Source organism: Paractinoplanes durhamensis, from assembly GCF_016862175.1.
Classification (GTDB): domain Bacteria; phylum Actinomycetota; class Actinomycetes; order Mycobacteriales; family Micromonosporaceae; genus Actinoplanes; species Actinoplanes durhamensis.
The window spans coordinates 354,147-380,339 of sequence record NZ_BOML01000019.1 but is presented as its reverse complement, the minus strand read 5'-3'; the positions used below and the strand labels follow the sequence as shown (position 1 = coordinate 380,339).

The window sequence follows — 26,193 nt, the reverse complement described above, 5'->3', positions numbered from 1 at the left end:
TTCAGGCCTTCGCGGCTTTGACAAGCTCAGCAGCGAGCTTCTTGTTGGTGACGGTCTTTTTGGAACCGCCCTTGAAAATGTCGATGGTGCCCTTGGACGCGTCCCGCAGCGAGATCACCAGCGGCTGGCCGTCGTCCTTCGCCTCGCTCTCACCTGCGAGGCTGAGCCCCGCGACCCCGGCAACGGAGGCACCGACGCCCACCGATGCGGCGATGGTGAGAACCTTGCGGCGGGACAGGCGGTTTGCCGCCCGACTGCCGTAACGAACACGACTCATGGTCGGCCTTTCGTCATTTCACGGAAGGGACTGGAACGGGCTTGCTAGCGTCGACGCCCATCAGTACGAAGGCCGAACCGCTGCGGTTCAACGGTTTTCGCGGCGCCTGCGGAGAAAACCTCCGACGACCGCGAACACGAGGAAGCCGCCGCCGAGGATCAGGGCCCCCACGACGATCTGATGACCGAGGGTGACCTGGCTTTCCTTACCCACCGGAGTGATGGCCTGGGTCTGCTCGGCGGCCGGTTCGGTGGTCTCGACAATCTCCGGTGCATCGGAAGTTTTCGTTGCCGTAACAGTCGGTTTGGCCGCGGCCTTGACCGTCGACGCGCTCGGCTTCGGCGTTTTCTTCACCGTCGCAGCCGCCGCCGGGAAGACCAGATCCGAGCACGAGTAGTAGGTGTCGGCCGTGCTCGAGGTCTGCCAGACGATGTAGAGGATCTGGCGCCCGGTCCGGTCCGACGGAAGCTTCACGCTCATCTCGTAGGAGCCATCGCGCAGCGGCGGGTCCTTGATCTCGGCGAGCGCCGAGCTGCCAAGATCACCCCAGGCGAGCTTCTTCGCCGGATCAAACCCCTGCTTAGTCAGATAAATCCGGAAACTTCCGGTGTGGGGCAGGGTCGCCCGGTACTTGATCGCCAGCGACTTCCCGCCGGTCACCGACGTCGACGGGAAATCGTCGCGCGCGATGTCCAGACCTTTGAACTGATCCAGCCCGCCACTGCACAACTTCCCGTCCGGCACGAACTTCCTGTCGTTGCCGTTGACGTTCGCCACCCGCAGGTTGTCGAACGTGCCGAACGCCTCCCCGTTCGCCGCCCGGGCCGCCTTGCACGCCGCCGTCCCGGTCGCCGTGCCGCCACCGGCCGCACAGGCCGCGGTCCGGCTGATCGGGGTGGTCGGCGCGCCGTGCGCGAACGCGGGCAGCGCGGGAATCAGCGGCACCAGAGCCGCGGCGGCGGCAACAGCAGCGAGTCGGCGGACCATGACGTAACTCCCAAAATCTTCGGCAGCGGTGCCGGAGAGGCTCCGCACGGGGAAGTACGCAGACACATGGCCAGCCGTTCACCTTTGTCGGCGGTGTGATTGCATGGCGAGGTTCCAACCGAACCGGAGGAGAAACATGGAAAAGCCGGAGATCGGCCCGATCGAGGGCGCGCCGCCCGCCGACCTGGTGATCGAGGACATCACCGTCGGCGACGGCCCCGAGGCGGCAGCCGGCCAGCACGTGACCGTGCACTACGTGGGTGTCTCGCACTCCAACGGCGTGCAGTTCGACGCTTCGTGGGACCGCGGCGACGCGTTCGACTTCGCGCTCGGCGCCGGCCAGGTCATCGGCGGCTGGGACCAGGGCGTCCAGGGCATGAAGGTCGGCGGCCGCCGCAAGCTGACCATCCCCCCGCACCTGGGTTACGGCGCGCGGGGCGCCGGCGGCGTGATCAAGCCGAACGAGACGCTGATCTTCATCGTCGACCTGCTCGGCGTCCAGTAGATCAACCCCAGCGAGAGAGGGAGGCGGCCACCACGGCTGCCTCCCTCTTTCCGCACCACAAAGATCAACTTCAAGCGCACGGTACGCACGTCACCGCTCCCAACCGCACCAGCCCCGCCCCCGCCTGCACAGCGCAAGCAAGGCGAGGGCGCACGCCCCGAGACGCGCCCGCCGGGACGCACCCGCGGGCGCAGCGCAAGCCAGCCCCCACCCGCCGGCTCACCGCAAGCAAGGCGACGGCGCACGCCCCGAGACACGCCCACCGGGACGCACCCACGGGCGCAGCGCAAGCCAGCCGCCCACCCGCCGGCTCACCGCAAGCAAGGCAAGGGCCCACACCCCCAGACACGCCCGCCGGGACGCACCCGCGCGCGCAGCGCAAGCCAGCCCCCACCCGCCAGCTCACCGCACACGCCCCGAGACACGCCCACCGGGACGCACCCGCGCGCGCAGCGCAAGCCAGCCGCCCGCCCGCCGGCTCACCGCAAGCAAGGCGACGGCTCACGCCCCAGACACGCCCACCGGGACGCACCTGCAGGCGCGGCGCAAGCCAGCCGCCCACCCGCCGGCTCACCGGCTCACCGGCTCACCGCAAGCCGCGCGCCGGATGCCCCGCGGCGCTTCGCCGCGAAGCACCCGGCGGGCGAGCCTGTGGGCTGGACGTCAATGTTGATCCAGTCAACATGACATCAACATGTCAATGTTGATGGGTTGATCCAGTCAATTGAACAGGTGCAGGTCGATCGACTCGGCCATGGCTCGCTGGCCGGCGATGTTCGGGTGCAGGTGGTCGGCCTGGTAGGCCGGGAGCACCTGCGCCTGGTTCTCCGGGTCGCGGATCGCGGCGTCGAAGTCGGCCACTCCGTCCAGGCTGCGGGTGGTGCGCACCCAGGCGTTGACCTCCTGGCGGACGGCTTCCTGCTCCGGGCCGAAACAGCCGGACTCGCAGCCGTAGGGGGTGATGGTCGCGCCGATCACCCGGATGCCGGACGCGTGCGCGCGCTGCGCGATGGTCCGGAGCCCCGCGATCAGGTCGGCCGCCGCCGCGTTGTAGCCGATGTCGTTGATGCCGTCGGCGAGGATCAGATAACGCACGCCGGTCTGCTCGCGCACGTCGGCCCTCTCCCGCTTGAGGGCCGCGATGCTGGTGCCGGCCCCGCAGCAGTCGGTGCGATCGGTGAGTACCTGATTGCCGCCGATCCCCTGGTTGAGCACGCCGTAGGCACCGCCGAGCCGGCTTGCGAGCACATCGGTCCAGCGGTCGTTGCCGTTCCAGGTCGTGTAGGCGCCATCGGTGATCGAGTCGCCGAGCGCCACGATGCTGCCGCGCACCGCCCGCCCCGGCCGCACATCGACCCCGTCGAGCCAGAACCACGAGTTGATGTAACCGGTGAACGCCGCCGCCGGCGCCCCGGCCTGATTTCCCGCGCCGACGAACTGGGTTCCCTGAGCCGCATCGTGCCCGGTGATCGCCGCCGCGTCCCCGCCGGCCGTGACATAGAGGTCGACGGCAAGGTCCTGGCCGTAGGCGACGCTCAGCGCGACCGGATCGCTGACCGCCGTCGCACCGGCCTTGACGGTGACCGAGCCCCGGCCGCGGAAGGTGACCGGCCGCGAGGTACCGGCCACCAGCTCGGCCGACCCGGAGGCGACCGCACGTGACACCCCGACCGCGCCGAAGGTGACATCGGCGGCGCCGAACGCGTTGGACAGCCGCAGCCGCACCGACGACCCGCCGATGGTGGGATGAACCAGCAGCCGAAGCGTCTGCTGCGCAAAGGTGGGCCCGGCTTCCCGCTGCGGACTGGTCGCCCACGCACCGGCCCAGCCCGGCGAGCCGGCCGACCCCGCGCTGGTCGACGAGCCCGGCGCAGCAAGCGCGAGCGACGCCGAAGCAGCGCCCGGCGCGCCAAGCACGGGTAACGCCGAAGCAGCGCCCGGCACGGCAAGCACGGGTAACGCCGGGGCAGCGCCCGGCACGGCAAGCACGGGCAACGCCGGGGCAGCGCCCGGCACGGCAAGCACGGGCGATGCCGAAGCAGCGGCCGGCGCGGAGAACACGGAGAGAGCGGCGGCCAAGGCGAGACCCCAGCCGGCCGCGCGACGTCGCGGCCTCATGACCACGAATCAATCGACATCAATGTTTTGGGCATGTTGCCGATCGTCGTCGAACCGCTTCGACGAAGCAACCCCCATCCCACGGCCAAAGCCGTAGGCCTGGCCGCAGCCTGCGGCCAGGCCAAGCAGCGGCCGAGCAAAGGGGGTTGGGCAAAGGGGTCGGGCAAAAGGGGGTCGGGCAAAAGCGGCCGAGCAAAGGGGGTTGGGCAAAGGGGTCGGGCAAAAGGGGGTCGGGCAAAAGGGGGTCGGGCAAAAGCGGCTGGGCAGAGCGGGCTGGGCAAAGCCGGGGTAGGCAAGCGGGGTGGGACGGCTGTCAGCGGCGGTCTCCGCGGGTTGCGGTCAGCCATGGGCGGCAGGCCGGACGGGCCGGTACAGGGTGGTCCTGTCCCGGCCCGTCCTCCTCACCCCCGGTGCATTGCTCGAACCGGTCGTCCTCGCCCGGCTCGAGCGGCTCCCCGATCGGCGTCACTGCACCCCCTTCAAGGTGGCGCAGCTCTTCTCCTCGGGAAGCAGTGGGCGGAAGGTGATCGACCACTTCGCGTTGCCGCTGGTCCACGGGGTGATCGTGGTGGCGGTCTTCGCGGCGGTCAGGACCTTCGCGGTGTCGGCTCCCAGCACGTCGACGCAGCCGATGCCCAAGCCGGGGTTCATCGATGCGCCGGGCAGGGCCGGGCCGGGCCATGCGGTTTCGGGGCTCTTCGGCTGGTCGGCCTGGGGCGCCACGTAGGTGCGGGCCAGCGCCGCGATCGCGGTGGGCTGGTAGGCGACCGGGGCCGCCACGCCGGCGGCGGCGTTCAGCTGGCGGACCGTCTGCACGAAGGCGGCCAGCTTGGTGCGGGCGGCCCGCTGGGCGGTGGTCAGCTTCGGGTCGGCGGGCTGAGCCTCGTTCAACGCGACCACGCTCACCGACTGGTCGCCGGCCACGACCCGGGTCGAGGGGGCGTCGGCGATGTTGGGGCTGCCGAAGTCGGCTCCGTTGCGTACGCCGGCCTCCTGCGCCTTCTTCACCAGGGCCTGGACCATCTCGGGGGTGATGGTCTGCTCCTGGAGGTTGGGCAGGGCGGGGCCGGGATAGATGGCGGTGACCGGGCCTTCGGTGATCATCCGGCCGCCGGCGTAGATGCTTACCTCGGGGATACGGCCGATGTTCTGCTCGGCCGGCACGAAGCCGCCGAACGATTCGACTCGCAGCACGAGCTCGTCGGCGTCCTGGGGGTACGCGGCGGGGCTCTCTCGGCTGTCGGTCGACGCCGCCGCACTGTTGCCGGCGGGCTGTGCGCACGCACTGATCAGAAGCAGGGGAACAGCGGCGGCCATCAGGGTGCCGCGGAGACGAGTCATATGTGTTCGACGATCCGGATGGCCTCCTGGTTCCGGCCGGAATCCGGATTTCAGTAGAAAAGGTGGCCGGTCCCGCGGGGGACGGGACCGGCCACCTCTTTCGGGGGCGGGGCGGAAGCTGAGGGTTACTTCACCGAGCCCAGGGACAGGCCCTGGACCAGCTTGTCCTGGGCGGCGAAACCGGCGGTCAGCACCGGCAGCGACACCACGAACGCGGCCGCGCACAACTGGGCGAGGAACAGTCCTTGGCTGGTGACGAAGCTGGTGAGGAAGACCGGCGCGGTCTCGGCGACGGTGGCGGTGAGGACGCGGGCGAACAGCAACTCGTTCCAGCTGAAGATGAAGCAGATCAGGGCGGTGGCGGCGATGCCGGGGGTGACGACCGGGGCGATCACCGAGCGCAGGGTCTTGATCAGGTTGGCGCCGTCCATCTGGGCGGCTTCCAGCATTTCGACCGGGACCTCGGACAGGAACGAGCGCATCATCCAGACCGCGATCGGCAGGTTCATCGAGGTGTAGAAGAGGATCAGCAGCCAGATGTTGTCGAGCAGGCCGGCGTATTGCGCGAAGAGATAGAGCGGGAGCAGGCCGGCCACGACCGGGAGCATCTTGGTGGAGAGGAAGAAGAACAGCGTGTCGGTCCACTTGCGGACCGGTTTGATGCTCAGGGCGTACGCGGCCGGCAGCGACAGCAGCAGCACGACGATCGTGGACACCACGCTGGCGGTGAGTGAGTTGAGCAGCGGCGGCCAGGGGCTGGCGCCGCCGGAGAAGAACTCGCGGTAGCCGTCCAGGGTGAGCGGGGCGAAGACGGCGGGCGGGTTGGTGGCGGCGTCGGCCTCGGAGTGGAACGAGGTGAGCACCATCCACACCACCGGCAGCACGAACAGCAGGCCGACCACCCAGGCGAGCAGGGACAACCACGGTCCCCCGCGGTCCTTCTTCTTGGGGGTGGCCGCATCGGTGGTCGATGCGTGAGCGACGGTGCTCATCGGCCGGACTCCTCACGGAAGAGCGACGAGACTGTCCGCAGGGCGAACGTCGCGATGATGATGGTGCCGATCACCACGATCACGGCGGCGGCGGAGGCGCGGCCGTAGTCGTGGGCCTGGTAGAAGATCTGGTAGATCGTGTACGGCAGGTTGGCGGTGCCGAGGCCACCGGACGTGATGGTGAAGACCGCGTCGAAGTTCTGCACGATGTAGATCGAGCCCAGCAGAGCCCCCAGCTCGAGGTATTGCCGCAGGTGCGGCAGCGTCATGCTGCGGAAGATCTGCCAGGAGTTGGCGCCGTCGATGCGGGCCGCCTCGATCACGTCGAGCGGCCGCCCCTGCAGCCCGGCGAGCAGGATCAGCATCATGAACGGGGTCCACTGCCAGACCAGCGAGAAGATGACCGCCCACAGCGGCATGTTGCTGATCCAGTCCGGTTGCGGCGGGTTGTCCGAGCCGAAGAGGCCCCAGAACCAGGTGAGCGCGCCGTTGAACAGGCCGTACTCCGGGTTGTAGAGCGCGTGCTTCCAGATCAGGGCGGCGGCCACCGGCACCACCAGGAACGGCGCGATCATCATGGTGCGCACCGCGCCGCGGCCCCGGAACTTACGGTCGAGCAGAAGAGCAATGCCCAGACCCAGCAACAGACTGATGAGTACGACGCCGGCGGTGAGCAGGATCGTCGTCCAGACCGCGTCGCGCATGTTGACGTCGGTGAAGACCCGCACGAAGTTGTCGAACCCGGCGAAGCCACGCTCATCGGGGTAGTAGGCGTTCCAGTCCATGAACGAGATGACCAGGGTGGCCACGAACGGCAGCTGGGTCACGATGATCATGAAGATCAGGGCGGGCAGCAGCGGCGCGCGGCGCACCCAGGCGGAGGCGCGGCGGGCGGTTCCGGGTGGTGGCGTCCCGGCGGTGCCGACGCGTGACTTCTCGGCGACGGACGTCATCTACGGCCTCCTCACTCTTGCCGGGACTGGTAGCGCTCGGCGACGTCCTCGGCGAGGCGCTGGCCCCGGTCGAGGGCTTCGTCGACGCTCATCTGCCCGGCGATGGCGGAGCTGACGTACTGCGACACCTGGGTGCCCAGGTCGGTGAACTCGGGGATGTCGATGAACTGGATGCCGATCGCGGGCCTCGGCTGCACGCCGGGGTTGCGCGGGTCGGCGCTGGAGATGGCGGCCTCGGTGGGCTCGGCGAACGCCTTCGCGACCGCCAGGTACTCCTGGTTCTGGTAGGTGGAGGCGCGCTTGCCGGCCGGCACGCTGGACCAGCCGACCTGCTGGCCGACCAGTTCCTCGTACTGCTTGGAGGACGCCCAGGAGATGAACTTCCAGGCGTTGTCCTTCTTGCTGCTGGCCTGCTGGATGCTCCACGACCACGCGTACAGCCAGCCGGCACTCCTGGTCTTGTCGACCGGTGCGGCGGCGTACCCCATCTTGCCCTTGACCGGGGAATCGTCGGCTTCGAGTGATCCGGCGGCGCTGGTGGCGTCGTACCACATCGCGGTGTTGCCCTGGATGGTGTTGTTCAGGCATTCGGTGAAGCCGGCCTGGGGGGCGCCGTTCTCGCCGTGCTTCTGGACGAGGTCGACGTAGAACTTGGTGGCGGCGGTGAACTCGGGGCTGTTGACCTTGGGGGTCCAGTCCTTCTCGAACCAGGTGCCGCCGAACGTGTTGACCACGGTGGTGAGCGGGGCGAAGATCTGGCCCCAGCCGGGCTGGCCGCGCAGGCAGATGCCGCGCATGCCGGGTTGCTTGCCGTCGACCTGGGCGGCGATGTCGGCGACCTGCTGCCAGGTCGGGTTGGCCGGCATGGTGATGCCGTTGGCGTCCAGGATGTCCTTGCGGTACATCAGGAACGACGACTCGCCGTAGAAGGGCTCGCCGTAGAGCTTGCCGTCGTCGGCGGTCAGCGACTGGGTCATCGGCGGCAGGATGTCGGCCTGGTCGAACTGGGTGTCGGCCTTGGTGTAGTCGTCGAGCGGCGCGATCCACTTCGACTTCGCGTAGATCGGGATCTCGAAGTTGCTGAGCGACGCGACGTCGTACTGACCGGCCTGGCTGGAGAATTCCTGGCTGATCTTGTCGCGGACGTCGTTCTCCGGGAGCACGGTGAAGTTGACGTGGATGCCGGTGGCCTTGGTGAAGTTGGCCTCGGTGAGTCGCTGCAGGTCGATCATCTGCGGGTTGTTGACCATCAGGACGTTGATGGTGTCCGGGCCACCGCCACCCGGCCCGCCACCCCAGCCCGCGCAACCGGCCAGGGCCAGCACGAGTGAAGCGGCGATGGTGGATCGGATGTGCGCACGCGACATGGGACCTCCTCGTCGAGGCAGACGTCCTCAGCGGCGAAAATGTGACGCCGGTAACACACGGACCTCAGTACATGCCCGAGATCACGCAATGTCAACCGTTCGTCGCACGCCGTCGCACAAACGGACGTCGATGCCCCGACCGAAGGTCCTACCTGGACACGCGGGCCTCCTTGCCGAACACCTCGACCACGTCACCGGGGTGCAACTGCCGCCCACGCCGGGTGTCGACCTCGCCGTTGACCGACACGTCACCGGCAGCGATCACGATCTTCGCCTCGCCGCCGGTGTCGATCAGATCGGCCAGCTTGAGGAACTGTCCGAGTCTGATCATGTCGCTGTCGATCTCCACGTCACGCATCACGTCATCATCTCCGAAGCGATTCAAAAAGATGTTCGCGGGTGGTTGAACCATCGAGCGGCGGGATCCGAACTACCTCTCGTGAGGCACTTCTCAATCGCCCGCCGAGCGGGTGTTCCCGCGGTTGCCGCGGTGATCGGCGTCCTTGTCGCCGCTCCCGCGTTCGCCGACGTGACGGTCTCCCCCACGACCGCCGCGCAGGGCAGTGGGGAGAACCTGACCTTCCATCTGACCAACACGGGCACCGCGCCGCTCGGCTCGGTCACCCTCCAGATTCCGGACGACACCCCGGTCGCCGAGGTCTACCCGTTGTCGGTGGACGACTGGGCTCCGAAGATCGTGATGAAGCCGCTCGCGACGCCGCTCGCCACCATCCACGGTGGCACCCCGGCGACCGAGAGCGCCAAGTCGATCATCTGGCTCGCGATGCCGGGCCGCCAGCTCGCGCCCGGTAAGTCGGCCGACCTGTCCATCGCGATCGGGCCGCTGCCGACCCTGAGCACGATGCGGTTCACGCTGGCCACGACGTACGCGGATGGGAAGCCCGGGCCGACGATGCCGGCCCAGCTCGCCCTGACGCCGGCGGCCGAAGGCCAGACGGCGACGCATGCGCACGGTGGCACCGCGACCGACACGACCGGCACGACCGCCGAGGACCCGGAGAGCGCCGCCTTCGCCGCGGCGGTGGCCGACGCCACCCGCGGGCCCTCGCTCCTGTCGATCGGCGGCTGGGTGATCGCCGCGCTGGTGCTGCTGGGCGGGGCGGTCTACTTCCTGCGCGGGCGGCACCGGGCCAACGAAGAGGACGAACCGGACGACGAGGACGAGAAGGCGCCGGCCAAGGCGGAGGACACGAAGGAGCCGGTTTCGGCCGGCAAGTGGAGCCTCAAGCCCTGACCCAACTGAAGACTCCCGCGCCTGGTGGACGTGGGATTGTGTCGTGATGATGCGCGTGGGGCGCGGAACACGACCGGCGGGTGGGGCCAATTGGGCATGGCCCGCGACTCGCGGACGACGAGGTGGGAGAGGTTCGGCTCTCCCACCTCGTCGCACGTCTGGGCTCGGAGCAGTCAGACGGAAACGGTCCGGGCCGTCCGCAGCGCCTCGATGATCTCGCCCTGGACCCGGTCCGACACGTCGTGCGGGACCTGGCAGGTGCCGGCCGCGATGTGGCCGCCGCCGCCGTAGCGCAGCATCACCTCGCCGATGTCGACCGGCGAGGTGCGGTCGAGGATCGACTTGCCGCAGGCGAAGACCGTGTTGAGCCTGGCCCGGCCCCAGATCACGTGCACCGACACCCGGGACTCCGGGAACAGGGCGTAGACCATGAACCGGTTGCCGGCGTGGATGACCTCCTCGTCCCGCAGGTCGACGATCACCACGTCGCCCTCCAGGTGGCTCACCCGTCGCAGCTGCTCGACGAAGAGGTCGTACTGGCTGCGGAACAGGTCGGCGCGCTCGGCCACGTCCGGCAGGGCCAGGATCTCGTCGACGTGCGGGATCTCCAGGCAGGCGTCGATGAGCTGCATCATCAGCTGGTAGTTGGAGATCCGGAAGTCGCGGAAGCGACCCAGGCCGGTGCGGCTGTCCATCAGGAAGTTGAGCAGCGTCCAGCCTTCCGGGTGCAGCACGTCGTCGAGCGAGTACTGCGCCGAGTCGGCCTGGTCGACCGCGACCATCAGGTCGTCGGAGATCTTCGGGAAGCGCGTCTTGCCGCCGAAGTGCTCGTAGATGACCCGGGCGGCCGAGGGCGCGTCGGCGTCGATCACATGGTTGGTCAGGTTGCCCTCGTTACGCATGGTCTCCGAGTGGTGATGGTCGAAGACCATGTAGGCGCCGGGCGCGTACGGCAGATTCGTCAAGATGTCGTTCTGGGTGACTTCGACCTCGCCGTCCTGCACGTCCTTCGGGTGTACGAACTTGATCTCGTCGATCATGTCCAGGTGCCGGAGCAGCACGGCACAGACCAGGCCGTCGAAATCGCTCCGGGTCACGAGCCGGTACTTCACAAGGCCCCCTCATTTGGGCAGACGGTTCTACCCCAGTTTGCCACTTTTGTCGCGGTGGGCCTGCTCGCATCGAGGGATGGATCTGAACTAGGGGCACGGACCCTGCGTAAAGTTTCCTCGGACGGTCGAAACGGTCGGAGGACTCGAAGACGATGGACAACGCCCCCCAGCTCATTCAGGAGCGCAGCGCACCACCGGCCACGCTGGTGATCTTCGGCGCATCGGGTGACCTGACCCGCCGTAAGCTGCTGCCAGCCGTGGAGAGCCTGGCCCGGCACAACCGCCTGCCCAATCAGTTCGCCCTGGTCGGCGTCGCTCGCACGCCGATGGGCGACGACCAGTTCGCCGGCAGCGCGCTCGGCGGCCGCAACCTCAACGACAAGGCCCAGCTCGCCGGGGGCATCCGCTACGTCTCCGGCGGCTACGACGACCCGGACACCTACAAGCGGCTGGCCGAGACGCTCGACCTGCTCGACGCCGAGCGGGGCACCAGCGGCAACCGCATCTTCTACCTGTCGACGCCGGCCGAGGCGTTCGAGCCGGTCATCAACGGCCTGGCCGGCGCCGGGCTCAACCACGCCCGGGAGGGCTCCTTCTCCCGGCTCGTGATCGAGAAGCCGTACGGGCGGGACCTGGCCACCGCGCACGAACTGGACGGGGTGGTGCACGCGGCGTTCGAGGAGCCCAGCGTGTTCCGCATCGACCACTACCTGGGCAAGGACACCGTGCAGAACGTCCTGGCCCTGCGCTTCGCCAACTCGATCTTCCAGCCGATCTGGGACCGCTCCTGGGTCGACCACGTGCAGATCACGGTGGCCGAGACACTCGGCGTCGGCACCCGCGGCGGGTTCTACGAGCACGCCGGCGCGATGCGCGACATCGTGCAGAACCACGTGCTCCAGGTCCTCGCCCTCGCGCTGATGGAGCCGCCCGCCTCGTTCGAGGCCGAGGGGCTGCGCAACGAGAAGGTGAAGCTGCTCCAGGCGATCCGGCTGCCCACCAACCGCGACATCGCCGACCTGTCGGTGCGCGGGCAGTACACCCGCGGCGGCACCCGGGAAGACCTGATGGCCGGGTACCGCGAGGAGGTCGGCGTCGACCCGCTGTCGCGCACCGAGACGTACGCGGCGATGCGGCTCAACGTCGACAACTGGCGCTGGGCCGGGGTGCCGTTCTACGTGCGCACCGGCAAGCGGCTGCCGGCCCGGGTCACCGAGGTGGCCCTGCAGTTCCAGCGGCCGCCGCACCTGCCCATCCCGCAGGACCAGCTGACCGGCCTGGAGGCCGACGCGCTGATCCTGCGGATCCAGCCCAACGAGGGCATCTCGCTGCGCTTCGGCGCGAAGGTGCCGGGTCACTCGTTCCGGGTGCGGACGGCGAGCATGGACTTCTCGTACGAGCAGACGTTCGCCGAGGAGTCCCCCGAGGCGTACGAACGGCTGCTGCTGGACGCCATGCTCGGCGACCCGACGCTGTTCATCCGGGCCGACGAGGTCGAGCAGTGCTGGCGGATCGTCGACCCGATCATCGAGCACTGGGCCAGCGACCGGTCGCCGATCCCGACCTACGAGGCGGCGTCCTGGGGCCCGACCGACGCGGAGCGCCTGATCGGCCGCAGCGGCCGGCACTGGCGCAACAGCGCGTAAGAGGTTTTTTGACCCGCCGGCCCCGTGGCCGGCGGGTCATCACCGCTGGGCGAGGCTCTCGGCCGCGATCTCCAGCAGGTCGGAGACGTCCCCGGCGGGGGCTGCCGGGAACGCCTCCGGCTCCAGGCAGCGGTCGAGCAGCAGCTCGACCAGGGCGGCGCGACTGACGATCTCGTCGGCGTCGATCGCGCCGGGCAGGATGCGGATCTCGATGGTGTCCCGGATCGGCCGGGCCGCGAACAGCTGGGTCAGGTTGACGTCGAAGTACTTCGTCAGCTCCCCCGCGTCGGCCGCCTTGCGCAGGCTCTCGAAATCGGGGTCCTCGGCCGCCGCCACCAGCTCGTCGGGCAGCGGCGCGAGCCGGCGGCAGGCCGGGTTGGTCTGCAGCAGCTGACGCAGCGGCTCGCGCCAGTGCGCGAACAGCCGCACCACGTTGGCGAGCGCGTGCGGCGCGCGGAACGGCCCGCCGTCCAGGTGCAGGTGCACCGCCGCCTCGTTGGGCACGGTGAAGCCGAGATCCCGGGCCGGCTCGAGCAACTCCTCGAGGGCCGCGCGGTGGTTCTCGGTGATCGGCGGGGTGACGATCTCGCAGGGCCGGTCGCGTTCGCCGCCCTGCGGTGCGACCAGCGCGATGGTGGCGCCGGACGGGTCGTCCAGCCGCACCACGTCGCCGATCAGCTCGGCCGGCATTCCCCACAGCGCGGCGACCGGGTCGAGCACCGCGTCCAGCGGTGCGCCCGGGTCGCAGTTGGCGGCGAGCAGCGAGAGCAGCCGCGGGTCGTCGCTCAGCACCCGGTACCACCCCGGGGGCGCCGGCGTGCGCGGCTCCAGGCCGTCGAGCAGGGTGATGTCGTCGACCAGGGTGCACATCGGCGAACCGTCGGCGCGGGTCACCTCGAAGCCCTGGGTCAGGTGCAGGAACCGCCCCAGGCCCGGGACCAGGGACGGTTCGCTGTCGTGGTGCCAGACCGGCCGGATCCGCCCACCGTGGCGGCCGGCCAGGTCATAGGCGAGACTGCGCCGGCTGCGGCCCGGTGGGGCCATCAGCTCGATCTCGAAACCGATTCGCCGGCGCAGCTCGGGGGTCACGGCTGGATCGGCAGCGTCTGACCGGCGAGGATGCGCTTGCCGCCCTCGACCTTGGCCTGGTAGGCGGTCTTCAGGTGCCAGGTCTTGGCCAGCTTGACCGCGTCCTCGACGTCGTAGCCCTTGTTGAAGAAGGCCTCGACGCGCTTGTTCTCCAGGGCCTGCTTGACGCCGGCCGCGGTCGGCTTGACCGGCAGTTTCTCCCCGGCGAGCAGCTTCTTGCCGGCCATCAGCTTGGCGTCCGACGGGTCGGACAGGTGCCAGATCGCGGCCAGCTTCTCCGCCTCGGTCCACGTGTACCCGGCGTTGAAGAACGCCGCATACTGCGCCTCGGCCGCCGGGTCGGCCGACTCGGTCGGCTCCGGGTCGTTCGGCGTGGCCGGGAACGGCAGCTGCTCACCGGCGAGCAGGCGCAGGCCGGCGGTCGCCTTGAGCGCGGCGATGTTGGTCGTCGGCACGTGCCACAACCCGGCGAGCTTGATCGCGTCGTCGTAGTCGTAGCCGTTCGCGAAGTACGCGTCCAGACCCCGGTTGAGGTCGGTCGGGCTCAGCGTCGGGATGGTCGACGGCACGACCGTGGTCGGCACGGCGCCGGCCGGGTAGCTGATCGTCGACGTGTTGCGGGCGTTGCCGGGAAGCAGGTTGGGCAGGGTGACCACCCCGGCCACCGCGACGGCGGCCAGCGCGGCGCCACCGGCGACCTGCAGGCTCCGGCGACGGCGCTTGTACTTACCGGACAGCTCCACGACCCGGGCGTAGACCGCCCCGGGATCGGGAGTGTCGTTCTCATGGGTCTCGAAGGCCTCGCGCAGCTGGTCTGCGTGCTCGGTCACGACTTCTCCTCGGCATGGATGCGTTCCTGGCGCTCCGACGACAGCCGGAGCGTCTTGAGCGCCCTCGAGGCATGGCTGCGCACCGTGGCCGGGGCACAGCCGAGCACGTCCGCGATCGCCTCGTCCTCCATCTGCTCGTAATAGCGCAGCACGAGGACCGCCCGTTGCTTGCGGCCCAGCGTCGACAGCCGGGCCCACAGGGCATCGGCCTCGACAACACCGTCGGCGTGGTCGCGAATCCCGCCGCGGGCATCGTCAAGGTCGGTAAGGCGCTCTCCGACAGCGTGCACGTTCCGGAACTGCCAGCTGCGCCGCCACGACAGGTACTCGTTGAGCACCATCCGCCGTACGTACGCCTCGGGCACATCCGACTCGCTGATCCGCCGCCATCGGACCTGGGCCCGGGCCAGCACCTCCTGGACTACGTCCTGAGCGAGATCACGGTCGCCGGTGAGGACGACCGCGTAACGCAGGAGACTGGGAAGCCGGGCCATCGCGAATTCCTCGAAGGTCACACCCTCAGAGACGCGTCCCGGCTTCCCGTTGTGCACCGCCATGCGGAGAATTTTTACTCGGATGCGGGCTTGCGCGCAGCCAGAGTCTCCAGCGCCTTGGCCGCGTGCTCCTGCATGTTGGTCTCGGAGTGGATGACCTCGAGAACGGTGCGGTCGGTATCGATGACGAACGTGATCCGCTTGGTGCTCAGCGGCCCCAGCGGCAGCTTGCGCTTCACGCCGAGCGCCGCCGCGACCGAGCTGTCCGGGTCGCTGAGCAGCGGGTAGTCGAAGCCGTTGAGCTCGGACCACTGCTTCTGCTTGGCCGGCTTGTCCCGGCTGATGCCGACCCGCTGGGCGCCCGCCTCGCGGAACTCGGCGGCCAGGTCGCGGAAGGAGCAGGCCTCGGCGGTGCAGCCGGAGCTCATTGCGGCCGGGTAGAAGAACAGCACGACCGGGCCGCCGGCGAGCAGTTCGGTGAGCCGGCGGGGGACGCCGTCCTGGTCGGGAAGCTCGAAGTCGTCGACCTTGTCACCCTGGTTGATTGCCATGACAAGTAACGTACCCGCCCCTACCTGTCAGTAACAGGGCCGGGCGGGTCACCGGGTGCCGCTGATCGAAAAGGGAGGTTATGTCCGCGGTCGATGATCCGCGAGGGGCGGTCAGCGGCCGGGATCGATAGGCTGAGTCGCACCGCCGCCCCCCGAAGCACGAAAGCGACATCGTCATGCAGGTCTCCGTCGCGCACCATCCGCCCAACACGGCCGTCCTCGTGCTGCGCGGATCCCTCGACATCGACACCGCGCCCGCCCTCCGGGCCAACCTGAACCGTCTCGTCGAACGGCCCAGCCCGCGGGTCGTGGTCGACGTGTCCGGGCTCGACTTCTGCGACTCGATGGGGGTCGGGGTGCTGGTCACGGCGCACGGCCGGGCCATCGACCGGGGTGGCTGGGTGCGGCTGGCCGCGCCGTCGGGCTTCCTGCGCCGGCTCTTCGACACTCTCGGGCTCAGCGACTACCTGGCGCTCTTCCCGGATGTGGCGGCCGCCCTCAAGGACTGAACTTTTTTCAACGTGGCCAAGGCGGCAGCGCCCGGCGCCGGTCATCGGGCCGGAACCGCAGGCCCGATGCCAGGTTGAAAAAGGTTCATTGAGGACGACCGCCGCACTCACCGCAAATGGTCAGCTGGTCACGCCGAAGACGATCCGGCCCAGCGTGTCCTCGGTGCCGATGAAGCCCTCGGACGGGATGAACGCGCTGTCGCCGAAGTCGACGTCGGCGTCGTCGGCGGTGCCGCCGATGCCGTCCGGCCCGACCCCGAACAGGGTGGCGAAGCCGGTGCCGCCCGCGTCCATCAGGTTGGGCAGCGCGTCCTGGTTGTCGGTGTGGTAGTCGCCGAAGAAGTGCCCGGCCTCGTGCGAGATGACATTGCTGAGGGCCTGACCGACGAAGGCGATCCGGTCGCTGGCCGGGGTCAGGTAGGTGTTCAGCGACGCCGACGAGTCACCGGCCGGGGCGCTGAGCACGTCCAGCAGCACCAGCGCGGTCTCCTCGGTCTCGAAGTTGCCCGGGTCGATGCTCTGCGCGATGCCGATGGTGTCGACACCGCTCTCGTCGATCGTGCCGCCGACGACGACGCGGCTGACGTTCGTACCCAGCCAGGGGTCGTCGTCGTCCTTGCTGTTCTTGATCTTGATCTTGAACTTGCTGTTGAGCCCGCTGGCCTGCAGGTCCTTCTTGATGTTCTCGGTGACGCCGGCGGTGACCGCGTCGATCACCGCGTCCTCGTCGGCGCGGGTCAGGCCCCAACTGGCCAGGAACGCCGCGAACGGGCTGAGGTCCCGGTTGCCGCTGCCGCCGAACACCGCGGTGTTGACCCGGGCACCGTCGAAGTCGAGGTAGAGCGTCTGCACCGGGGTGGCGCCCTGCAGCACCGGCCGGTAGCCCTCGACGGTGATGTCGTAGGCGCCGGCGCCGGACTTCACGCCGATGTAGTGCCAGCCGGCCTTGGTGGCCACGTAGTCGGTGACCGCGTTGCCGCCGGCCGGCAGCGGCGAGTCGAGCGGGTAGATGAACGAGGCGTCCTGATCGGAGCCGTGCACCTCACGCGGGACGGTGTCGTAGACGGTGATGTAGGTGGGGGCACCCTTCACGTAGGCACCGATGATGTCGCCGGGCTTCAGCTTGATCGCGAAGAAGTCCTGGTCGACGCCGCCCGAGGTCAGGGTCAGCGTGTACGGGCCCTCCGACGGCGGGGTGGGGTCGCCGATGCCGCCGCCGCTGGCCGAGTCGAACGGGTCGCCCGGCAGGCCACCGTAGGCGGCCACCGCCAGGTAGAAGGTGCCGGCCGTGGTCACCTGGTAGGTGATCTGGCTGTCCAGGCCGCTGAAGTCGTCGTTGGCGGCGAGGAGCGTGCCGTCCGGCGCGAACAGCTCGATGACCGTGTCGAGAACACCGGTCGGGGTGGACGTGGCCAGCTTCAGGGTCTTGCCCGCCGCCGCGGTGATCTTGAAGTAGTCGAAGTCGTTGCTGCCGTCGCCGGTCGCCCGGCCGTGCGGGCCGTCGCCGATCTGCGAGTTGATCACGGCACCGTTGCGGAGGGTGCCGATGCCGGTGTCCCCGGCGAGCGTGATCGAACCGTCGTCCTCGGCCGCGGCCGGCACGGCGGGCGTACTGATCACCTCGTTGTCCAGGCTGCCGAGCACCCGGATCTTCGAGTACTGGCCGGAGCCGGTGCCGAAGGGGGTGATCCGCTGGGCGTTGGCCGGCGTGTCGTTGCCACCGGTGGTGCCGTCGATCTCGTCCTCGTCGACCACGATCGCCGGCGCCGCCGCGGCCTGCGCCGCGAGGGCCGGGTTGGACGCGGCGAGCGACTTGGCCCGCTGCGCCGCCTTGGTCTTCGACTGCACCTTCAGGTAGTTCGCCCAGCCCGCGTAGTCCACCTTGGACGCGTCGGCGACCTCGGCGAGGAACGGGTTGGGGCCCGTGGGCTTGGTGCCGTACGGCGCCTTGGGCGCCACCCCGATCCCGGCGGCGAGCGCGGCCTTGTCGCCGGGCGACAGGTCACCGCCCTTGGTCGGAGCCGGGTTACCTGCGGACGGGGCGGCCTGCGCCGCGCCTGGCGTGATGACCGCCAGGCCCAGCAGGACCGCCGAGATGGTTGCGATGCTTCGTCGCATTCGTCCCCCTTCAGCGCATCCGAGCCCCCCGGCCGCGGATGGCATGGGTGACGCTACTGAAGGACAACCATCAATATCTAGAGTTGTGAATGCGTGTTAACAGATCTATCGATCTTCTATCGACCGTCTGTCGATCGGCGCTGCTGGACGCCCTCCAGGGCGGCCACCGCGGCGCCCCGGGCACCGGCCATGTCGAGGTCGGCGACCAGCGCGAAGGTGGCCGCGGCCTGCTGTTCCTGGCGCAGCTGGGTGTGCTCGCGGACGGTGTTGAGGAACCACTGCCGGAACTTCGGCTCGGCCTCCACCACTCCCCCGCCCAGCAGGTAGGCGTGCGGATCGGTGAAGTTGGCGGCGATCGTGAAGAGCTTCCCGATCGCCTTCGCCTGCTGCCCGAACACCGCCAGGGCCAGCGGGTCCTCCTTCTCGCCGTAGCCGCGCAGCAGCTTGGCCGCCTTCGCGATCGGCTCGGCCGCGAGCGGGTGATCCGGGAACTTGGACAGCCAGTACGGCAACAGGTTGTTCTTGATGCCGGTCAGCGACGCGAGGCTCTCGCCGTCCCCGGCGAACCCGCAGTTGCACTGCGGCACCGGCTGGTCGTCCTCGAGCACGCCGTGCAGCGGGATCTGCACGTGGCCGAGCTCGCCGGCCATCCCGGCCGCGCCACTGATCACCCGGCCGTTCTCCACCACGCCGCCGCCCAGCCCGGTGCCGACGATCGCGGCGACCGAGGACCGCTGCATCGCGTCGTTGCCGAACAGCTGGTGGTGGGCGTAGAGCGCGGCCGCGTTGGCGTCGTTGTGGTAGAACACCGGCAGGCCGAGCCGCGCCTCGAGCGCGCCGCGGATGTCGAAGCCGTGCCAGGACACCATGCTGAAGTTGGTCGCGCCCTTGGAGGAGATCACCCCCGTGGCGCTGGCCGGTCCCGGCGTGTCCAGGCCGACCGCGCGCACCAGCGTCAGCGGGGTCCTGGTCAGATCGAGAATATTGGCGAACGCCTCGGCCAGCGCCTCGACCGCCGATTCGGGGCCGTCGGTCACCAGACTCGGGTTCTCCACCAGATGATCGACGAGATATTGGCCCGTAGCGTCGAGCACGGTGGCGTTATTGCAGGTCCCGCCGTTGTCGAGGCCGACGACGACCCAGGAGGCGGGAGTGCGTACCGGTTCTGCCTGATCCACGAAACTGAGCGTACGTCCGGTTTCGCTTTCGCGGGTACGGGTGCAAGCGGATTGCGGCTCGGTTAGTCATCGTTGCTTCGCCGACAGCCACCCTCGGACGGGCCGAAGGGTCTCGCATGACGACCCGCCGCACGCTTCTCGCCGCCGCCGGAGCCGCCACCGCTGCCGCCGCCATCGGTGCCCCGGCCGTCGCCGCACCGGCCCTGGACGCCACCGCGCTGGTCGACGCCGACCCGATCGCGCACCTGCTGCGCCGGGCCACCTTCGGGCCGACCCCGGCGACCCTGGCCGAGGCCGCGCGGCTTGGCATCGCCGGCTGGCTCGACCGGCAGCTGGCACCGGAGAAGATCGACGACGCGCAGTGCGACGCCGTGCTCGCCCGCCTGCCGCTGGCCGGCGCCGGTATCGCCGCCGTGCGGGCCACCCTGCCGGCGCACTCCTACGAGGCGTTCAAGCAGCTCGGCCGGGCCGTTGTGGCCCGGGCCGCCTGGAGCAACCGGCAGCTGTTCGAGAGCGTGGCCGCGTTCTGGGCCAACCACCTGCACGTCGCCGCGCCGTTCAGCGGTGGCTGGGACAGCCGAGCCGACTACGACGCCCAGGTGATCCGCAAGCACGCGTTCGGCAAGTTCGCCGACATGCTGAAGGCGTCGATGAAGCACCCGGCGATGCTCACCTACCTCGACAACCGGTCGTCGACCCGGAGCCACCCGAACGAGAACTACGCCCGCGAGCTGATGGAGCTGCACACCGTCGGCATGATCTACACCGAGGACGACGTGCAGGCCGCCGCGCGCCTGCTCACCGGCCTCACCGTGGCCAAGGACGGCACCTACGTCTACGACGCGGCCAAGCACCTGACCGGGCCGGTCACGATCCTCGGCCGATCCTTCGACAACAAGGCGGGCGAGAAGGACCCGATCGCGTTCGCCGACTTCCTGGCCCGGCACCCCGAGGCCGCCCGACGCATCGCCACCGAGCTGTGCGTGCGCTACGTCGCCGACGACGCCCCCGCCTCGCTGGTGGCCAAGCTCGCCAAGATCTACCTGGACAACGACACCGCGATCAAGCCGGTGATCCGGGCGCTGTTCACCTCACCCGAATTCGCCGCATCGGCCGGGGCCAAGATCCGCACGCCGTTCGAGGACCTGATCGCTACGATCCGGACGCTCGGCCTCGGACCGGAGAAGTCCGGCACCGTAGCCCTCGACGCCCTTTTCAACGCACTCGCGGGCATCGGCAACGCGCCGTTCCGATGGAGTACGCCCGACGGCTACCCGGACGTAGCGCCGGCCTGGGCGTCCCCGTCGATCTTCCTGCTCAAGTGCAACCTGCACCTCAACCTGGCCGCCGGCTGGTACCCGAGCCAGCTCACCCGCCCCGCCGACCTGCGCAAAGCCCTGGTCCCGGCGCTGCCCGCCAGCTACGGCGCGCTGATCGACGCGCTCGCCGTGCGGCTGACCGGCACGCAACTGCCGGCCGCGCACACCGCCGCCGTGCTCAGCGTGGCCGGAAAGCTGCCGACCAGTCCTCTGACCGGCTCCGACAAGTCACTCGCGGGCAGCTTCCCCTACCTGGTGGCGCTCGTTCTCGACTCGCCGACCTTCCAGCTGAGGTGATCATGAAGCTGCCCGGATGCCCCGAACACCTGACGCTCAGCCGCCGCCGCCTGCTCGGCGCGGCCGCCATGACCGGCCTGGCCGGGGCGGGCGTCTCCACCCAACTGGCCTACGCCGACCCGGGCTACACCGGCGACACCCTCGTCGTGCTGTCGCTGCACGGCGGCTTCGACGGCCTGTCCGCCATCGCGCCGATCGGCGACCCCGACTACTACCGGGCGCGGCCCACCATCGCGCTGCCGAAGAGCCAGGTCATCGCCGGCGACGGCACGTTCGGGTTGCACCCGGCGCTCGCCCCGCTGCTGCCGCTGTGGAAGGGCGGCAAGCTCGCCGCCGTGCACGCGGCCGGCCAGGCCAATCCGACCCGCTCGCACTTCGCCGCCATGGAGGCGATGGAGAACGCCGCCCCCGGCACCTCGATCCGCAGCGGCTGGCTGGACCGGATGCTCGGCGTCACCGGCGCGACCGGCCCGCTGGCCGGCGTCTCGATGGGTGCGGCAATGCCGAACCGGCTCTTCACCGGCCCGATCCCGGCCGTGTCGATGGCGGCCATCGACAAGTTCACGCTGGCCGGCGACTCGGCGACGCGGCCGATGGCAGCGGCGCTACGGCAGATGTACGCCGACGCACCGCCCCTGCTGGCCGGGCCGGCGGCCGCCGCCGACCGCGCCCGGAACGCCACCGCCGCACTCCCGGCGGCCGGCGGCAGCTACCCCGACACCGACCTCGGCGCCGCGCTGCGCGACGTCGCCCGGCTGATCAAGGCCAGGAACGGCCTGGTCACCGCGGCCGTCGACTGCGGCGACTGGGACATGCACGACGCGCTCGGCACCGCGGTCAAGGGTCAGCGGATGTACGACAACCTCACCGATCTGGCCCGCGCGCTGGCCGCCTTCGTCGCCGACCTCGGTTCGTTGATGAACTCGGTGACCCTGGTGACGGTCAGCGAGTTCGGCCGGCGGGTGCAGGAGAACGCGTCGCACGGCGCCGACCACGGGCACGGCAACGCGATGCTGCTGCTCGGCGGCGGGATCCGCGGCGGCAAGGTCTACACCGACTGGCCCGGCCTGGCCCCGGGCGCGCTCGTCGCCGGCGACCTGGCCGCCACCACCGACTACCGCTCGGTGATCGGCGAGGTGCTGCAGAAGCGCTGCGGCGTCGGTTCCCTCACAGAAGTGTTTCCGGGCGTCAAGCCATCTTCATTCGGGCTGGCCACCGCCCGCGGCTAGGCTGCGCACTAATGGAGAGCATGCTCGACACAGGTCAGGACGACGGGTTCTCGTCGCTGCGCAGACCGGCGCGGCCCCGCGCCGAACGATATGAACTGGGTCGGTCCCTGCGCGAGCGCGCACACCGGACCGACATGGCGCACTGGAGTCCGCCGGACGACCGGGCCGACCCGGTCCAGCAGGTCATCGGCCAGAACGACGGACGGCAGGACTGGCTGGTCCCGATCCGGATCGGCCGGATGATCAGTTCGCCCTACGCGTTCCTGCGCGGCACCGCCAACATCATGGCCGACGACTTCGCCCGGCTGCCCGCCACCGGCATCACCCCGGTCATCTGCGGCGACGCCCACCTGGGCAACTTCGGCTTCTACGCCTCCCCCGAGCGGGAACTCGTCTTCGACCTCAACGACTTCGACGAGTCGCATCCCGGCGCCTGGGAGTGGGACCTGCGGCGGCTCGCGGTCAGCGTCTACGTGGCCGGGCGGCAGAACGGCTTCCGCGAGGCCCAGTGCGGCGAGGCCGTACAGCACTGCGTCGACGAATACCGCGAACAGCTCGCCCACCTGGCCGAACGGCCGCTGCTCGGGCGCAGCTTCGACCGGCTCGACGTGGACCGGCTGCGGTCGGCCGCCTCCAAGGCCAGCTTCCGCGAGGAGATCGAACGGGCCGCCCGCCGGGCCCGCCGGCGCACCAGTGACCGGGCGCTCCCCCGCTTCACCGAACGGCACGACGGCACCCTGCGGATGGTCCAGGAACCGCCGTTGATCACCCGGCCCTCGGACGAGGAACGGGAAGCCCTCGCCGAGGCGCTCGACGGCTACCTCAACACTCTGCCGCCGCACTGGGCGCGGATCCTGGCCGGCTACCGGATCGTCGACATCGCGCACAAGGTGGTCGGGGTCGGGTCGGTGGGGTTGCGGGCGTACGTCGCGCTCTGCGAAGGCAGCAGCCCCGACGACGTGGTGTTCCTGCAGCTCAAGCAGGCGCGGCGGTCGGTGATCGCGCCGCATCAGCACGGCGAGGCCGCCTGGCACCGCCATCAAGGACAACGCGTCGTGGAATATCAGCAGGCGCTGCAGACCGTCAGTGACCCGCTGCTCGGCTGGACCACGGTGGGTGACACCCAGTTCTACGTGCGGCAGTTCCGCGATATGAAGGGGGCGATCGTGGTCGAGGACATCAGCGCCGGTGCGCTGGCCGACTACGCCGGGATCTGCGGGTTCCTGCTCGCCAAGTCGCACGCGCGGACCAGCGGCGCGTCGATGATCAGCGGCTACATCGGGGCCAGCGACAAGCTCGCCGATTCGCTGTGCCGCTTCGCCCGGGCGTACGCCGATCAGGTGGAACGCGATCATGCGGCGCTCGTCCAGGCCGTACGCAATGGTGTCCTTCCGGCGGAGGCGGTCGCGTGAGCGGCATCGTGGTTTTCTCGCATCCTGGGTTGATCGACTTCTGGACCGAGCGGCATCTCTGCACCTTCACCACGCTGCGCCGGGACGGATCGCCGCACGTCGTCGCGGTCGGCGCCACACTCCTCGGCGACACCGCCCGGATCATCTCCTCGTCCACCTCCGCCCACGTCCGGCATATCCGGAATGGGCAGACGCGGGTGGCGATCTGCCAGGTGGACGGCCCCCGGTGGTCGACGGTGGAGGGGACGGCGACGGTCTTCGACAGCCCGGAGAAGGTCGCCGAGGGGGAAAAGCTGTATGCGGCGCGCTATCGCACGCCGCGGCCCAACCCCGCCCGCGTGGTCATCGAGATCAGCGTGACCAAGATTCTCGGCTCCAGCGCGTTCACCGGATAGCGTCGATCGGGTGAGCAGCATCGAACTTCTCGAAGGGGCGCCGGTCGCGCTCGGCGGGCCGCGCGGGTTCGCCGTCACCCGGACCCTGCCCAACCGGCAGCGGCGGATGGTCGGCGCGTGGTGCTTCCTCGATGCGTACGGTCCGCACGATCTTTCCGCCGCCGGTGATGCGGGCATGCGGGTCGGGCCGCACCCGCACACCGGCCTGCAGACCGTCACCTGGCTGGTCGCCGGGGAGGTGCTGCACCGCGACTGCCTCGGCAACACGCAGGAGATCCGGCCCGGGCAGCTCAACCTGATGACCGCCGGGCGGGGCATCTCGCACTCCGAGGAGACGCCGGCGTCGCATTCGGCGGTGATCCACGGCGTACAGCTGTGGGTTGCTCTTCCGCACGCCGACCGGGACATGCCGCCGGCCTTCGCCCACCACGAAGATCTTCCGGTGGTCGCCGACGGCGGCCTGTCCGCCACCGTCCTCATCGGCACGTTCGCCGGCGCCACCTCCCCGGCCCGAAGCCACACCCCCCTGGTCGGCGCGGAACTCACCCTCGCTGCCGGGGCGAGCGCCCGGTTGCCACTTTCGGCTGATTTCGAGTACGCCGTTCTGGCGCTCGACGGTGCGGCCGATGTGGACGGCGTGAGCCTCAAACCCGGCCCGCTGCTCTATCTGGGCGCGGGTCGCACGTCGGTCTCGGTGTCCACCGGATCGGCCTCGCGGCTGCTGCTGCTCGGCGGCGAACCGTTCGCGGAACGCCTGGTCATGTGGTGGAACTTCGTCGCCCGTGACCATGACGAGATCGTGCACATGCGGGCCGACTGGGTCGCCGGGACGCCCCGCTTCGGCGAGGTGCACGGCTACGACGGGCCACCGATCCCGGCGCCGCCGATGCCGATCACCCGGCTCGTTCCGCGCGGGAGCACCCGTTGAGGTATACCGCTTGACGGCTCCCGGACGCGGGCGGATCGTCGGGGGTGACGGCCATCCCGGGGAGACCGATGAACGTCTGGGATGTAACGAAACTGGCATTGATCGTGGCCGCGCCCACCCTGTTCGGCGCGGCAATCGTCTTCGCGCCCAAGTGGTGGGACGCGGCGGCCGACTACTGGGAAGCGCGCCGCCCGAAGCCCCCGCAGCCGCTCGGCCCGCCGATCGAACAGCTCGCCGCCGACCTGCGCCGGCTCCTGCGGCTGCACGCGTCGCTGACGCTCTCCGCGCACATCGCCATGCGGGCGCATCGGCTGTGGGCGGTGGAGGCGGCGATCGCCGTCCGGGCCGTCGAGGCCTGCCGGGCCCTGGGTCTTCCGCACGGGGCGCCCACGTCACCGGACGAGATGGCCGGGCTGTTGCGGGCCCTGACCGCGGCGGGGATGGTGCTGCCGGCCGAGGTCGGGCGGTTCACGTCCGACGGGCGGCTCTAGGTTCCCCGCTCTGCTTACTTGCTCTGCTTACCTGCTTCGAAACGGCGGCGGTGTGCACCCCGCCGCCGTTCCTCTCCCGGCACGCCCGCGCCGCCATGACCTCACACCTGCGAATGGGGGGCAGACGAGATGTGAGCGTCCCTGGGGTGTGACGCGGGGGCGGCCTTTTACAACCGGGGGCGGCGGCCGCCGGCCGGGGGATTGAGGGTCTCCAGAGTCCAGTCGTCGAGGCGGCGCGGGGCCGTCCTCCACGTGGCGCGCACGGCGCCGAGGTCGAGTAGCGGCATGATCCGCTTCCCTTCACGTCGGTGTCGTCCGATCCGTCGACCCTGGGACCACGTCGTCCCTCGGGCTCCTCCACCGTGACATCCCGGAGGGCCTTGATCCGCGCCGGGCGGGAGTGTGCTTCGCCACCCCCCGTTCACCTTTCCGGGTCGTGGGGATCCTCAATACGGGTTTAAGAATTCCTTAAGTCCACGATCCGGAATGTGGTGACGACGCGTTATTTTCTGCCGACGATCCGTGCCCGCCGATCCTTGCGGAAACCTGTTTGAACTGTTCGGCGCGGTCACCCGTACTCAACATCGAGGAAACACACGCGGCCCGCACGACGTCGGTGCCGACTCTCGGTCACCGCGCCGATACAGGGACGCGCGGCACGCTCCCGAGGGTGCTGGCGTCGGGTGCAAAAGCGTGGTTAACCTTCCACAACCGCCGGATGGAGGGGACTATCCGGGCAGCTGGGGATACGGGACGGGGGGCACGATGCGGCACTGGGGCTTATCGCCGACCCCTGGATG

General features: G+C 69.7%; 26 protein-coding genes. 11 read left to right on the top strand and 15 right to left on the bottom strand.

Features of this window, described 5'->3' with window-relative positions:
• Position 1 precedes the first annotated feature (1 nt).
• Complete coding sequence (locus tag Adu01nite_RS11430; RefSeq protein WP_203726554.1) at positions 2-277, bottom strand: hypothetical protein; 276 nt, start codon at positions 275-277, stop codon at positions 2-4.
• Between the two features lie 87 nt (positions 278-364).
• Complete coding sequence (locus tag Adu01nite_RS11425; RefSeq protein ID WP_239132320.1) at positions 365-1,168, bottom strand: lytic polysaccharide monooxygenase; 804 nt, start codon at positions 1,166-1,168, stop codon at positions 365-367.
• Between Adu01nite_RS11425 and Adu01nite_RS47715 the strand changes: the two genes are divergently transcribed.
• Positions 1,071-1,271 carry a hypothetical protein gene (locus tag Adu01nite_RS47715; RefSeq protein WP_239132324.1) on the top strand — a complete coding sequence of 67 codons (201 nt, stop codon included), beginning with the start codon at positions 1,071-1,073 and terminating at the stop codon, positions 1,269-1,271. The genes Adu01nite_RS11425 and Adu01nite_RS47715 overlap by 98 nt on opposite strands.
• Positions 1,272-1,400: 129 nt before the next feature.
• Complete coding sequence (locus tag Adu01nite_RS11420) at positions 1,401-1,769, top strand: FKBP-type peptidyl-prolyl cis-trans isomerase (RefSeq protein ID WP_203726552.1); 369 nt, start codon at positions 1,401-1,403, stop codon at positions 1,767-1,769.
• A gap of 720 nt (positions 1,770-2,489) precedes the next feature.
• On the opposite strand, the gene Adu01nite_RS11415 is transcribed toward Adu01nite_RS11420, so the two are convergent.
• The 6 genes from Adu01nite_RS11415 to Adu01nite_RS11390 all read right to left on the bottom strand — a co-directional run bounded on the left by Adu01nite_RS11415 (position 2,490) and on the right by Adu01nite_RS11390 (position 8,898).
• Entirely contained in the window at positions 2,490-3,887 is a 1,398-nt protein-coding gene (locus Adu01nite_RS11415) for a GDSL-type esterase/lipase family protein (RefSeq protein WP_239132307.1), read from the bottom strand.
• 465 nt (positions 3,888-4,352) lie between these two features.
• Positions 4,353-5,228, bottom strand: a complete 876-nt coding sequence (locus tag Adu01nite_RS11410) for a hypothetical protein (RefSeq protein ID WP_203726551.1) — start codon at positions 5,226-5,228, stop codon at positions 4,353-4,355.
• Between the two features lie 125 nt (positions 5,229-5,353).
• Entirely contained in the window at positions 5,354-6,220 is an 867-nt protein-coding gene (locus Adu01nite_RS11405; protein ID WP_203726550.1) for a carbohydrate ABC transporter permease, read from the bottom strand.
• On the bottom strand, positions 6,217-7,173 hold the full coding sequence (locus Adu01nite_RS11400; RefSeq protein WP_203726549.1) for a carbohydrate ABC transporter permease: 957 nt from the start codon (positions 7,171-7,173) through the stop codon (positions 6,217-6,219). Before Adu01nite_RS11400 ends, Adu01nite_RS11405 begins: the two co-directional genes overlap by 4 nt.
• Positions 7,174-7,184: 11 nt before the next feature.
• Complete coding sequence (locus Adu01nite_RS11395; RefSeq protein ID WP_203726548.1) at positions 7,185-8,540, bottom strand: ABC transporter substrate-binding protein; 1,356 nt, start codon at positions 8,538-8,540, stop codon at positions 7,185-7,187.
• Positions 8,541-8,688: 148 nt separating this feature from the next.
• Positions 8,689-8,898, bottom strand: coding sequence for an RNA-binding S4 domain-containing protein (locus Adu01nite_RS11390; RefSeq protein WP_203726547.1), 210 nt, complete (start codon positions 8,896-8,898; stop codon positions 8,689-8,691).
• Between the two features lie 132 nt (positions 8,899-9,030).
• Here Adu01nite_RS11390 and Adu01nite_RS11385 point away from each other — a divergent pair, with 132 nt between their 5' ends.
• On the top strand, positions 9,031-9,795 hold the full coding sequence (locus Adu01nite_RS11385; RefSeq protein WP_203726546.1) for a DUF1775 domain-containing protein: 765 nt from the start codon (positions 9,031-9,033) through the stop codon (positions 9,793-9,795).
• Positions 9,796-9,968: 173 nt separating this feature from the next.
• On the opposite strand, the gene Adu01nite_RS11380 is transcribed toward Adu01nite_RS11385, so the two are convergent.
• Entirely contained in the window at positions 9,969-10,907 is a 939-nt protein-coding gene (locus Adu01nite_RS11380) for an exopolyphosphatase (protein WP_203726545.1), read from the bottom strand.
• A gap of 152 nt (positions 10,908-11,059) precedes the next feature.
• Between Adu01nite_RS11380 and zwf the strand changes: the two genes are divergently transcribed.
• Positions 11,060-12,553: a glucose-6-phosphate dehydrogenase gene (gene zwf, locus Adu01nite_RS11375; RefSeq protein WP_203726544.1), complete on the top strand. Its 1,494-nt coding sequence runs from the start codon at positions 11,060-11,062 to the stop codon at positions 12,551-12,553.
• Positions 12,554-12,592: 39 nt separating this feature from the next.
• Here the strand turns inward: zwf and Adu01nite_RS11370 are convergent, their stop codons facing one another.
• From Adu01nite_RS11370 to Adu01nite_RS11355, 4 genes are read right to left on the bottom strand one after another with little or no spacing between them, the layout of a single operon-like run.
• A complete protein-coding gene (locus Adu01nite_RS11370; protein WP_203726543.1) occupies positions 12,593-13,642 on the bottom strand; it encodes an amidoligase family protein in 1,050 nt (349 codons plus the stop codon).
• Positions 13,639-14,472, bottom strand: coding sequence for a hypothetical protein (locus Adu01nite_RS11365; protein ID WP_203726542.1), 834 nt, complete (start codon positions 14,470-14,472; stop codon positions 13,639-13,641). Before Adu01nite_RS11365 ends, Adu01nite_RS11370 begins: the two co-directional genes overlap by 4 nt.
• The gene (locus tag Adu01nite_RS11360) at positions 14,469-15,029 is read right to left on the bottom strand and encodes a SigE family RNA polymerase sigma factor (RefSeq protein WP_239132305.1); all 561 of its coding nucleotides are present in this window, start codon (positions 15,027-15,029) and stop codon (positions 14,469-14,471) included. The genes Adu01nite_RS11365 and Adu01nite_RS11360 overlap by 4 nt, the downstream gene beginning before the upstream one ends.
• 11 nt (positions 15,030-15,040) lie before the next feature.
• A complete protein-coding gene (locus tag Adu01nite_RS11355) occupies positions 15,041-15,517 on the bottom strand; it encodes a peroxiredoxin (protein WP_275414642.1) in 477 nt (158 codons plus the stop codon).
• A 176-nt stretch (positions 15,518-15,693) separates the two neighbouring features.
• Here Adu01nite_RS11355 and Adu01nite_RS11350 point away from each other — a divergent pair, with 176 nt between their 5' ends.
• A complete protein-coding gene (locus Adu01nite_RS11350) occupies positions 15,694-16,026 on the top strand; it encodes an STAS domain-containing protein (RefSeq protein ID WP_203726541.1) in 333 nt (110 codons plus the stop codon).
• 120 nt (positions 16,027-16,146) lie between these two features.
• Here Adu01nite_RS11350 and Adu01nite_RS11345 read toward each other — a convergent pair whose 3' ends face one another.
• Together Adu01nite_RS11345 and Adu01nite_RS11340 are read right to left on the bottom strand one after the other, a co-directional pair.
• Positions 16,147-18,144: a PPC domain-containing protein gene (locus tag Adu01nite_RS11345; protein WP_203726540.1), complete on the bottom strand. Its 1,998-nt coding sequence runs from the start codon at positions 18,142-18,144 to the stop codon at positions 16,147-16,149.
• 116 nt (positions 18,145-18,260) lie between these two features.
• Positions 18,261-19,322: an ROK family protein gene (locus Adu01nite_RS11340; RefSeq protein WP_203726539.1), complete on the bottom strand. Its 1,062-nt coding sequence runs from the start codon at positions 19,320-19,322 to the stop codon at positions 18,261-18,263.
• A gap of 116 nt (positions 19,323-19,438) precedes the next feature.
• Between Adu01nite_RS11340 and Adu01nite_RS11335 the strand changes: the two genes are divergently transcribed.
• The 6 genes from Adu01nite_RS11335 to Adu01nite_RS11310 all read left to right on the top strand — a co-directional run bounded on the left by Adu01nite_RS11335 (position 19,439) and on the right by Adu01nite_RS11310 (position 25,393).
• Positions 19,439-20,938: a DUF1800 domain-containing protein gene (locus tag Adu01nite_RS11335; protein ID WP_203726538.1), complete on the top strand. Its 1,500-nt coding sequence runs from the start codon at positions 19,439-19,441 to the stop codon at positions 20,936-20,938.
• Positions 20,939-20,940: 2 nt separating this feature from the next.
• Positions 20,941-22,167, top strand: a complete 1,227-nt coding sequence (locus Adu01nite_RS11330) for a DUF1501 domain-containing protein (protein WP_203726537.1) — start codon at positions 20,941-20,943, stop codon at positions 22,165-22,167.
• Between the two features lie 134 nt (positions 22,168-22,301).
• Positions 22,302-23,579: a DUF2252 domain-containing protein gene (locus tag Adu01nite_RS11325; RefSeq protein ID WP_239132304.1), complete on the top strand. Its 1,278-nt coding sequence runs from the start codon at positions 22,302-22,304 to the stop codon at positions 23,577-23,579.
• Complete coding sequence (locus Adu01nite_RS11320; RefSeq protein ID WP_203726535.1) at positions 23,576-23,974, top strand: pyridoxamine 5'-phosphate oxidase family protein; 399 nt, start codon at positions 23,576-23,578, stop codon at positions 23,972-23,974. Before Adu01nite_RS11325 ends, Adu01nite_RS11320 begins: the two co-directional genes overlap by 4 nt.
• Positions 23,975-23,993: 19 nt before the next feature.
• On the top strand, positions 23,994-24,902 hold the full coding sequence (locus Adu01nite_RS11315) for a pirin family protein (protein ID WP_275414644.1): 909 nt from the start codon (positions 23,994-23,996) through the stop codon (positions 24,900-24,902).
• A 68-nt stretch (positions 24,903-24,970) separates the two neighbouring features.
• Positions 24,971-25,393, top strand: coding sequence for a hypothetical protein (locus Adu01nite_RS11310; RefSeq protein ID WP_203726533.1), 423 nt, complete (start codon positions 24,971-24,973; stop codon positions 25,391-25,393).
• Positions 25,394-26,193 lie beyond the last annotated feature (800 nt).

Bases quoted from the DNA above. Each gene is read 5' to 3' on its own strand.
- Adu01nite_RS11430 (WP_203726554.1), bottom strand. From the start codon at position 277: ATGAGTCGTGTTCGTTACGGCAGTCGGGCGGCAAACCGCCTGTCCCGC.
- Adu01nite_RS11420 (WP_203726552.1), top strand. From the start codon at position 1,401: ATGGAAAAGCCGGAGATCGGCCCGATCGAGGGCGCGCCGCCCGCCGAC.
- Adu01nite_RS11415 (WP_239132307.1), bottom strand. From the start codon at position 3,887: ATGAGGCCGCGACGTCGCGCGGCCGGCTGGGGTCTCGCCTTGGCCGCC.
- Adu01nite_RS11410 (WP_203726551.1), bottom strand. From the start codon at position 5,228: ATGACTCGTCTCCGCGGCACCCTGATGGCCGCCGCTGTTCCCCTGCTT.
- Adu01nite_RS11405 (WP_203726550.1), bottom strand. From the start codon at position 6,220: ATGAGCACCGTCGCTCACGCATCGACCACCGATGCGGCCACCCCCAAG.
- Adu01nite_RS11400 (WP_203726549.1), bottom strand. From the start codon at position 7,173: ATGACGTCCGTCGCCGAGAAGTCACGCGTCGGCACCGCCGGGACGCCA.
- Adu01nite_RS11395 (WP_203726548.1), bottom strand. From the start codon at position 8,540: ATGTCGCGTGCGCACATCCGATCCACCATCGCCGCTTCACTCGTGCTG.
- Adu01nite_RS11390 (WP_203726547.1), bottom strand. From the start codon at position 8,898: ATGCGTGACGTGGAGATCGACAGCGACATGATCAGACTCGGACAGTTC.
- zwf (WP_203726544.1), top strand. From the start codon at position 11,060: ATGGACAACGCCCCCCAGCTCATTCAGGAGCGCAGCGCACCACCGGCC.
- Adu01nite_RS11360 (WP_239132305.1), bottom strand. From the start codon at position 15,029: ATGGCGGTGCACAACGGGAAGCCGGGACGCGTCTCTGAGGGTGTGACC.
- Adu01nite_RS11355 (WP_275414642.1), bottom strand. From the start codon at position 15,517: ATGGCAATCAACCAGGGTGACAAGGTCGACGACTTCGAGCTTCCCGAC.
- Adu01nite_RS11350 (WP_203726541.1), top strand. From the start codon at position 15,694: ATGCAGGTCTCCGTCGCGCACCATCCGCCCAACACGGCCGTCCTCGTG.
- Adu01nite_RS11345 (WP_203726540.1), bottom strand. From the start codon at position 18,144: ATGCGACGAAGCATCGCAACCATCTCGGCGGTCCTGCTGGGCCTGGCG.
- Adu01nite_RS11335 (WP_203726538.1), top strand. From the start codon at position 19,439: ATGACGACCCGCCGCACGCTTCTCGCCGCCGCCGGAGCCGCCACCGCT.
- Adu01nite_RS11330 (WP_203726537.1), top strand. From the start codon at position 20,941: ATGAAGCTGCCCGGATGCCCCGAACACCTGACGCTCAGCCGCCGCCGC.
- Adu01nite_RS11325 (WP_239132304.1), top strand. From the start codon at position 22,302: ATGGCGCACTGGAGTCCGCCGGACGACCGGGCCGACCCGGTCCAGCAG.
- Adu01nite_RS11310 (WP_203726533.1), top strand. From the start codon at position 24,971: ATGAACGTCTGGGATGTAACGAAACTGGCATTGATCGTGGCCGCGCCC.